Origin of the sequence: Pseudonocardia terrae, from assembly GCF_021343995.1 — a bacterium.
Classification (GTDB): Bacteria; Actinomycetota; Actinomycetes; order Mycobacteriales; family Pseudonocardiaceae; genus Pseudonocardia; species Pseudonocardia terrae.
The window spans coordinates 1-8,271 of record NZ_JAJTTE010000107.1 but is presented as its reverse complement, the minus strand read 5'-3'; the positions used below and the strand labels follow the sequence as shown (position 1 = coordinate 8,271).

7 protein-coding genes are annotated in these 8,271 nt (G+C 74.8%); 2 read left to right on the top strand and 5 right to left on the bottom strand.

The genetic code is table 11. The features are described 5' to 3' along the window. Window positions 1-1,563, bottom strand: a 1,563-nt coding sequence (locus tag LWC33_RS33930) for a sensor histidine kinase (RefSeq protein ID WP_233308807.1), incomplete at its 3' end; no start/stop codon positions are given. 130 nt (window positions 1,564-1,693) lie between these two features. On the opposite strand from LWC33_RS33930, the gene LWC33_RS33925 reads away from it, so the two are divergent. Beyond that, complete coding sequence (locus tag LWC33_RS33925; protein ID WP_233308806.1) at window positions 1,694-3,193, top strand: carboxyl transferase domain-containing protein; 1,500 nt, start codon at window positions 1,694-1,696, stop codon at window positions 3,191-3,193. Window positions 3,194-3,328: 135 nt separating this feature from the next. On the opposite strand, the gene LWC33_RS33920 is transcribed toward LWC33_RS33925, so the two are convergent. Next, window positions 3,329-3,559: a hypothetical protein gene (locus tag LWC33_RS33920; RefSeq protein WP_233308805.1), complete on the bottom strand. Its 231-nt coding sequence runs from the start codon at window positions 3,557-3,559 to the stop codon at window positions 3,329-3,331. A 459-nt stretch (window positions 3,560-4,018) separates the two neighbouring features. Here LWC33_RS33920 and LWC33_RS33915 point away from each other — a divergent pair, with 459 nt between their 5' ends. Next, window positions 4,019-5,236: a L,D-transpeptidase gene (locus tag LWC33_RS33915; protein ID WP_233308804.1), complete on the top strand. Its 1,218-nt coding sequence runs from the start codon at window positions 4,019-4,021 to the stop codon at window positions 5,234-5,236. 57 nt (window positions 5,237-5,293) lie between these two features. Here the strand turns inward: LWC33_RS33915 and LWC33_RS33910 are convergent, their stop codons facing one another. The 3 genes from LWC33_RS33910 to LWC33_RS33900 form a co-directional block, all read right to left on the bottom strand. Then, window positions 5,294-6,853, bottom strand: coding sequence for an AMP-binding protein (locus LWC33_RS33910; RefSeq protein ID WP_233308808.1), 1,560 nt, complete (start codon window positions 6,851-6,853; stop codon window positions 5,294-5,296). A gap of 93 nt (window positions 6,854-6,946) precedes the next feature. Beyond that, complete coding sequence (locus LWC33_RS33905; protein ID WP_233308803.1) at window positions 6,947-7,423, bottom strand: MarR family transcriptional regulator; 477 nt, start codon at window positions 7,421-7,423, stop codon at window positions 6,947-6,949. Between the two features lie 10 nt (window positions 7,424-7,433). Further along, window positions 7,434-8,207, bottom strand: coding sequence for an enoyl-CoA hydratase-related protein (locus LWC33_RS33900; RefSeq protein WP_233308802.1), 774 nt, complete (start codon window positions 8,205-8,207; stop codon window positions 7,434-7,436). Between the last annotated feature and the right edge of the window lie 64 nt (window positions 8,208-8,271).

Here is an 8,271-nt window from a genome sequence, read left to right as displayed (position 1 = left end):
CCGCTCTGATCGGTACATCCGGGCACGATGTGCGCGAAGGGTACGTCGGCCGGGGCGGCTGGCCACCGTGACGGTGCCGCCGTGCGCGGCCACCACCGCCTGCACGATCGCGAGGCCGAGACCCGTGCTGCCCCGGTCGCGCGAGCGCGAGCCGTCACCGCGGGCGAACCGCTCGAAGACGTGCGCCACGAGCTCGGGCGGGATCCCCGGGCCGGTGTCGGTGACGGTGACAAGGACGGCGCGGTCTGCCGGGTCTGTCGGCACCTGCAGGCCCACCGTCACCTCGGTGCCGGCCGGGGTGTGGGTGCGGGCGTTCGCCAGCAGGTTCGTCAGGACCTGGGTGAGCCGCAGGGTGTCGCCCAGCACCACCACGGGCTCGGGCGGCAGGTCCAGCCGCCACCGGTGGTCGGGGCCCGCCGCACCGGCGTCGGACACGGCGTCGAGCACCAGGCGGGTCAGGTCGACGGGGGCGCGCTCGAGCGGGCGCCCGGCGTCGAGGCGGGCGAGCAGCAGCAGGTCCTCGACCAGCGTGGACATGCGCTCGGCCTGCGAGGTGATCCGGGAGAGCGAGTGCGCGACGGTCGGCGGCAGGGTCCGGTCGCGCGCGGTGAGCTCGGCGTAGCCCCGGATCGCGGCGAGCGGGGTGCGCAGCTCGTGGCTGGCGTCGGCCACGAACTGGCGGAGCTGGACCTCGCTGGCCTGCCGGGCGTCGAGGGCGGCGGCGACGTTGTCCAGCATGCGGTTGAGCGCGGCGCCCACCTGGCCGACCTCGGTGCCCGGGTCGGTGTGCTCGGCCGGGACGCGCTCGAGGAGCTCGACCTCGCCGCTGTCGAGTTGCAGCGCCGACACCCGTCCCGCCGTCTCGGCGACCCGCTCGAGGGGCCGCAGCTCGCGGCGCACGGCGATCGCGCCGGCCACCCCCGCACCGGTCAGCGCGAGCACGACGACGATCGACTCGGCGACCACGAGGAGCTGGGTGAGATGGTCGACGTCCGCCTGCGGCAGGCCCGTGACCAGCACCGTCCCCGATCGGTCGACGGAGGCGAGGAGCCGGTAGGTCCCGAGGTCGCCGAGGTCCTCGCTCACCGGGTGGCCGTCGGTCGGCACCGCCGCCAGCACCGCCAGGGCGTCGGCGGACACCTGCTGCACGGAGCCGCCGCGGTCGGTCACCACCGCGTCGGTGACCCGCCCGGCGACGATCGTGGCGCCGACGGTGCGGGGCGCCTGGGCGGGGCCCAGGAAGTCGGAGCCGCCGCCACGGCCGCCGTGCTCGGCGGGGTGACCGGGGCCGGACGGGCCGGCCCCGTTCTGGATGGCGACGAACCGGCCGCCGGCCGAGACCAGGTCGTCGTCGAGCTGGTTGAGCATGAAATGGCGCAGCGCGATCGCCGTCGCCAGCCCGACGACCGTGCACACGGTCGCGAGCAGGAGCATCACCGCCACGACGAGCCGGGCGCGCAGGGAGTGCCGGAGGCGGAGCTTGCGGGGCTTGGGGGGCTCGCCGGGCCGACCGTCGACCCGGGTGCGCAGGGCTGCGCGCCGGTGCGTCGGCGTGGCGGTCATGCGTTCACTCTGCGGGCCGGTCGTGTGGGGTCCGTGAGGGATTTCTGTGAGCCGGCTGTCAGCATCCGACGGTGGCCCCGATGGTGGTCACGACCCTGCTCCGGGTCCGCCCGGATGGCAGGCTCACCCTGTGACACCCCGCTCGCGCCAGCTGCTCGAGACCGTGCTCGACGACGGGACCTTCCGGTCCTGGGACAGCACGCCCGCCCCGGTGCCCCTGGTCGCCGACACCCCCGAGTACCGGGCGGAGCTCGCCGCGGCCCACGACCGCAGCGGCGTCGACGAGGCCGTGGTCACCGGCGAGGGCCGGATCGCGGGCCGCCGGGTCGCGGTCGTGTGCAGCGAGTTCGCGTTCCTCGCCGGCTCGATCGGGGTGGCCACGGCGGAGCGGCTGATCCGGGCGATCGAGCGGGCGACGGACGAGCGCCTGCCGCTGCTGGCCGCGACGGCGTCGGGCGGGACCCGGATGCAGGAGGGCGCGATCGCCTTCCTGCGCATGGCGGCGATCTCCGCGGCGGTGACCGCGCACAAGGCGGCGGGCCTGCCGTACCTCGTCTACCTGCGGCACCCGACGACGGGCGGGGTGTTCGCCTCGTGGGGCTCGCTGGGCAACGTGACCGTGGCGGAACCGGGCGCGCTCGTGGGGTTCCTGGGGCCGAAGGTCTACTCCGCGCTGTACGACGCGGAGTTCCCGGCGGGCGTGCAGAAGGCGGAGAACCTGCACCGGCACGGGATCGTCGACGCGGTGCTGCCGGTGGAGCGGCTCGCCGGGGTCGCGGCGCGGGTGCTGGCGATGCTCGACCCCGTCGACCCGATGCGGCTGCCGCCGTCGGCGCCCGAGCGCGGTGAGCCCTCGGGCCCGGACGAGGACGCCTGGACCTCGATCGAGCGGTCCCGCCGCCCGGAGCGGCCGGGGGTCCGGGACGTGCTGCGGCTGGCGGCCACGGACGTCGTCCCGCTGGGTGGGACCGGCGAGGGCGAGGCCGGGCGCGGCCTGTTGCTGGCGCTCGTGCGGTTCGGCAGCGTGGCCTGCGTGCTGCTCGGCCAGGACCGGCGGGCGCAGGCGGCGGAGCCGCTCGGGCCCGGCGCGCTGCGGACCGCGCGGCGCGGGATGCGGCTGGCCGCCGAGCTCGGGCTGCCGGTGGTCTCGGTGATCGACACGACCGGGGCGGCCCTGTCGGTCGAGGCCGAGGAGGGCGGGCTGGCCGGCGAGATAGCCCGGTGCCTCGGCGAGCTGACCGAGCTCCCCGTCCCGACGGTCTCGGTGCTGCTCGGGCAGGGCACCGGCGGCGCCGCGCTGGCACTGCTGCCCACGGACCGGGTGATCGCCGCCCGGCACGGCTGGCTCACCCCGCTGCCGCCCGAGGGCGCGAGCACGATCGTGCACGGCACCCCGGAGAAGGCGGCGGAGGTGGCGGCGCGGCAGCACGTCCGTGCCGTCGACCTGCTGCGGGCCGGGGCGGTCGACACGATCGTCGACGAGCACCCCGACGCGGCCGACGAGCCCGAGGCCTTCGCCCGCCGCATCGCCGACGCCGTGGAGTCGGAGCTGCGCGCCCTGCTGCCCCTCTCCCCCGTCGACCGCCTGGTGCGCCGGCGCCGCCGCTACCGCACCCTCGGCCTCCGCTGACCCGTTCGCGCCCGGGTGCGGACCCGGGGATGCCCGGGCCGTGGGTGATCCGGGCCGGGAACACGGCCGCCGGGACCCGCTCGTCGAGGAATCGCGTGGAGCGGGGCGGGGCGACCGTGTCCTCGCGCCCGTCCGTCAGCCGGCCAGCCGCCGCCCGAGCATCTGTTTCGCCTGCTCGGCGCCCTTACGGCTCTCCCCTTGCGCCCGCCGGAAGAACTCGGCCAGGTCGCTGTCGCCGTCGCGCTCGGCGTCCTGGGCGTAGGTCTCCAGCCGCAACGCGTTGTTCAGGCACTGTTCGGTGAACCAGATGAGGTTGTAGTCCTTGTCCTTGGTTCCGGTGACCTCGCCACCCTCGCCCGACGTCATGCTCCCGTCACCTCCGGTCGTCCCGGGCGCACCGGTGGTTACCGCCGGCGCCCCCGCTGCCGCGGTGCGACACCCGCGCCGCCCTGCGCCCCGGCGGCGTACCGACGTGGCGCAGTGCGCGCCGGGTACCACCGGGGACGGTGGACCAACCACGGTCGGCCGTCGGATCGGTGGTCGGCTCGGGCCGGCGTCGCGCAGTTCGGTCGAGGGGCCGGACCACCCCGTCACTGCCCGCGATCCCCCCGCCGCCGGCCCACCCCTTCCGAGCCGCAACGCTGCTCGCAGGCCGCGCGATGGGGTGATTCGGATCCGGACAAGCCACACGGAATGGCGGATTCCCATTCCTGGGCCGTTCGAGTGATTCATCTTCCGCAATCGAATCGCAATCAGTCTCCGCTCCGGATCTTCACCGACCGTTGGCATGATGATCGTGGGGTTGGTGTGGCGGGAGGGGAAGCCGTGAAGACCGTGCAGTGGCGTGCCGTGCGCCGCATCCTGGCGGGCGCCGTCGCGCTCGGGGTGTCCGCGGGGCTCGTGGCGGCGTGCGCGAGCGCCAACGCCGACGCCTCGCACACCGGACCGACCGCGGCACCGCAGGCCCCGGCCACCGTCGTCACGCGGCTCGACCTGCAGCCCGCCGCCGGCGCCACCGACGTCCACCCCCTCGGCGCCGCCCGGGCCACCGCCACCGCAGGCACCCTCGACGACGTCGCCCTGACCGACTCCGACGGCGATGCCCTGCCCGGCACCTACTCGGGCGACCGGTCGCAGTGGACCGCCACCGCGCCGCTGGACTACCGGGAGACCTACACCTGGAGCGGCACGATGGTCGCGCCCGACGGGGCCGCCACCCCGCTGGCCGGGTCCTTCACCACCGTCGCCCCGAAACGCCTGGTCAAGGCCTCGACCAACATCGGCGAGGGCGCGACCGTCGGCGTCGCCGCGCCGATCGAGATCCGCTTCAACCGCGACCTGTCGGACGCCGCGAAGGCCGAGGTCGAGCGCGGGCTGACGGTCACGACGTCGACCCCGGTCGAGGGCGCCTGGGCCTGGCTGCCCGACGACGCCATGGGCTCGCGGGTGCACTGGCGCCCCAAGGAGTACTGGCCGGTCGGCACGCAGGTGTCGGTCGCGGCCCCGCTGTACGGCAAGGACCTCGGGACCGCCGGGTACGGCTCCGCCGACCTCACGACCCACTTCACCATCGGCCGCAGCCAGATCGTGAAGGCCGACGAGAACAGCCACCGGATCGTCGTCATCCGCGACGGGCAGCAGGTCATGGACCTGCCCGCCAGCTACGGCCTGGAGACCGACCCGCGCCGGGTCACCCGCAGCGGCGTCCACATCGTCATGGCGAAGTCCGAGAAGGTCCTCATGTCCAACCCGGACTACGGCTACCAGAACGTGCCGGAGTACTGGGCGGTGCGGATCTCCAACAACGGCGAGTTCATCCACGCCAACCCGGCCTCCCAGTCGGCGCAGGGCCGGCGGAACATCTCGCACGGCTGCATCAACCTGTCGATCGCCAACGCCAAGGCCTACTTCCAGACGGCCATGTACGGCGACCCGGTCGAGGTGACCGGCAGCAGCGTCCCGCTGTCCGCCCAGGACGGCGACGTCTACGACTGGGCCGTGCCGTGGGACGCGTGGAAGGCGATGAGCAAGCTCACCGTCTGACCGGCGATCCGACCGGCGCTGCTCCCGCCCGGACCGCCGGGCGGGAGCACCCCGTGCTCACTGGATCCGCCGCTCCACCCCGGCCCACGCCTTCTCGCGCAGCACGAACTTCTGGATCTTCCCGGTGGAGGTCTTGGGCAGCTCGCCGAACGTCACGGACTTGGGCGCCTTGAACCGCGCCAGCCGGCTGCGGACGTGCTCGCGGATCTCGTCCTCGGTCGCCGACGCGCCCTCCTGCAGCGTCACGTAGGCCGCGGGCACCTCGCCCCAGCGCTCGTCGGGCACCGCGATCACCGCGGCCTCCAGCACGGCCGGGTGGTCCATGATGGCCTGCTCGACCTCGACCGACGCGATGTTCTCCCCGCCGGAGATGATCACGTCCTTGGACCGGTCCCGCAGCTCCACGTACCCGTCGGGGTGCACGACGCCGATGTCCCCGGTGCGGAACCAACCGTCCGGCGCCGCGGCCGCGGTCGCCTCCGGGTCGTCGAGGTAGCCCAGCATCAGGTTGTTGCCGCGCAGGGCGATCTGCCCCGTCGTCACGCCGTCCGCCGGGACGTCCGTCCCGTCCTTGGCGATCACCCGCGGCACGCACGAGATCATGTTCCCGACGCCCTGGCGCGCCTTGAGCCGCGCCTGCGCCTCCGCGTCGCGGTCGTCCCACTCCGGGCGCCAGTCGCACAGCATCGCCGGCCCGTACGTCTCGGTCAGCCCGTACAGGTGGGTGACCTCGAAGCCCAGCTCCCCCATCCGCCGCAGGATCGCCGGCGACGGCGGCGCCCCGCCCGTCGCGATCCGCACCGTGTGGCCCTCCGGCAACGGCGCCGCGTCCTTCGCGTAGGCGATCATCGACAGCACCGTGGGCGCGCCGTTCAGGTGCGTGACGCCCTCCTCGCGGATCAGCCGCCACACCTCCGCGGGGTCCACCTTGGGCAGGCACACGTGCGTCGCCGCCGCCGCGGTGACCGCCCAGGGGAAGCACCACCCGTTGCAGTGGAACATCGGCAGCGTCCAGAGGTGGACCGCGGACGGGGTGAGCCCCGTGTGCCCCACCATCGCCACGGACTGCAGGTAGGCGCCCCGGTGGTGGTACATCACGCCCTTGGGCTGGCCCGTCGTCCCGGACGTGTAGTTGATCGACAGCAACGCCCGCTCGTCCGACGGCGTCAGGTGCAGCGGCTCCGCCGCGGCCAGCAGGGCCTCGTACTCCTCACCCGCCCGGACCCGCTGCGGCGGGGCGTCGAGCCGGCCGAACACGTCGTCGACCAGCGCGTCGAAGGACGGGTCGTGGATCAGCACGGACGACTTCGAGTGCCCCAGGATGTAGGCGACCTCGCCGGCCGAGAGGCGGGTGTTCACCGCCACCAGCGGCACCCCGGCCCACAGCACCCCGAAGTTCGCCTCCAGCAGCACGTGGGTGTTCGGGGCCAGGACCGCCACCGGACGGCCCTCCGCGATCGGCGCCAGCCCACCGGCCAGCCGGGTACACCGCTCGTGCAGCTCCGCGTACGTCCACCGGCGGTCGCCGTCGACGACCCCGATCCGCTCGCCGTGCGCCGCGGCGGCGCGATCCAGGTACGCGGTCGGGGTCAGCGGCTCGAAGGAGAGGGAGTCCAACAGGGCGGCATCGAGGGCACCATCGCTCACGATCGTGAGCCTCACCCGCCGCGGTGCCCCTGCGCAACGGGAAGTCGCACATAGCGCCACTCGTCACGAGGGCGCGAGCGGTCCCACCTGCCGGCGCCGCTCGGCCACCAACTCGGTGACCCCGGCGAGGAACCGGACGACGGCGGCGAGCTCGGCCTCGTCGTAGCCCTCGAGCATCACGTCCATCCCCGCCCCGAGCGGCCCGAAGAACGCCCGACCGATTTCGGCCGCGGCCGGCCCGTAGCGCAGCACGACCCGGCGCCGGTCCCGTTCGTCCCGGCCCCGGCGGACGTAGTCGTGCCGCTCCAGCCGGTCCACCAGCGCCGTCGTGGCGCCCGAGGACAGGCCGAGGTGGGCGCCGAGCCTGCCCGCGGTGAGCGGCTCGCCGACCCGGTCGGCGTTGAGCACCGCGATCAGGGCGTGCAGGTCGGTCGTGTGCAGCCCGTGCTGCTCGGAGAAGGCCTGGGCGAGCCGGGCGGACTCGGTGGCGTAGCCCTGGAGCAGCCGGACCAGCTCGTCCCGCCGCGCCCCGTCCGTCATGATCGCCAGGCTACCGACCGGTCCACCGCGGCTCGCGCTTCTCCAGGAACGCGGCCACGCCCTCCTGCCGGTCGGCCGAGGCGAGCACGGCCTCGGACGCCTCCCGGGTGGCGACCCAGCCGCGCTCGTCGGGCTCGCCGGCCACGGTCTCGACCGCCCGCAGCGTGGCCCGCACCGCCACCGGGGCGTTGGCGCACACCTGCTCAGCGAGGCCGAGCGCGGCGGCCCCGGCGCCCCCGTCGTCGACGACGTCGGCGACCAGGCCCAGCCCGTACGCCCGGTTCGCGCCGAGGGGCTGCCCGGTGAGCAACATCTGCTTGGCGACGTTCAGCGGCAGCGGCCGCGGTGCCCGGAACAGCGCGCCGCAGTTCGCCACCAGCCCGCGGGCGACCTCCGGCAGGCCGAACCGGGCCGAGCGGCCCGCCACGACCAGGTCACAGGCCAGCACGATCTCGAACCCGCCGCCGTAGGCGACCCCCTCGACGGCCGCGATCAGCGGGGTGGACCGCTCCCGCTTCACCACGCCGTAGTTGCCGCCCCGCGGGGTCGGCTCCCCCGCCCCGCCCGCGAGGTCCGTCCCCGCGCAGAAGACCGTCGGCCCGCCGGTGAGGACGCCGCACCACAGGTCCGGATCGTCCTCGAGCTCGTTGAGCGCGGCGTCGAGCGCGGCGGTCATCGCGGCGTCGACGGCGTTGCGCTTGGCCGCCCGCTCCATCCGGATCAGCAGGACGCGGCCGCGCCGCTCGGTCGCGACCCGGTGGGCCGTCGCAGTAGAGGTGCTCACGACCCGACCCTAGGTGGCTGGTGTCTTTCGCGTGGCGGTCGCCCGGTCTGGCGGTCGGTTGCGG

What these genes read in the sequence shown, in the direction of transcription:
- LWC33_RS33920 (WP_233308805.1), bottom strand. Translation starts at nt 3,559, where the DNA reads ATGACGTCGGGCGAGGGTGGCGAGGTCACCGGAACCAAGGACAAGGAC.
- LWC33_RS33905 (WP_233308803.1), bottom strand. Translation starts at nt 7,423, where the DNA reads ATGACGGACGGGGCGCGGCGGGACGAGCTGGTCCGGCTGCTCCAGGGC.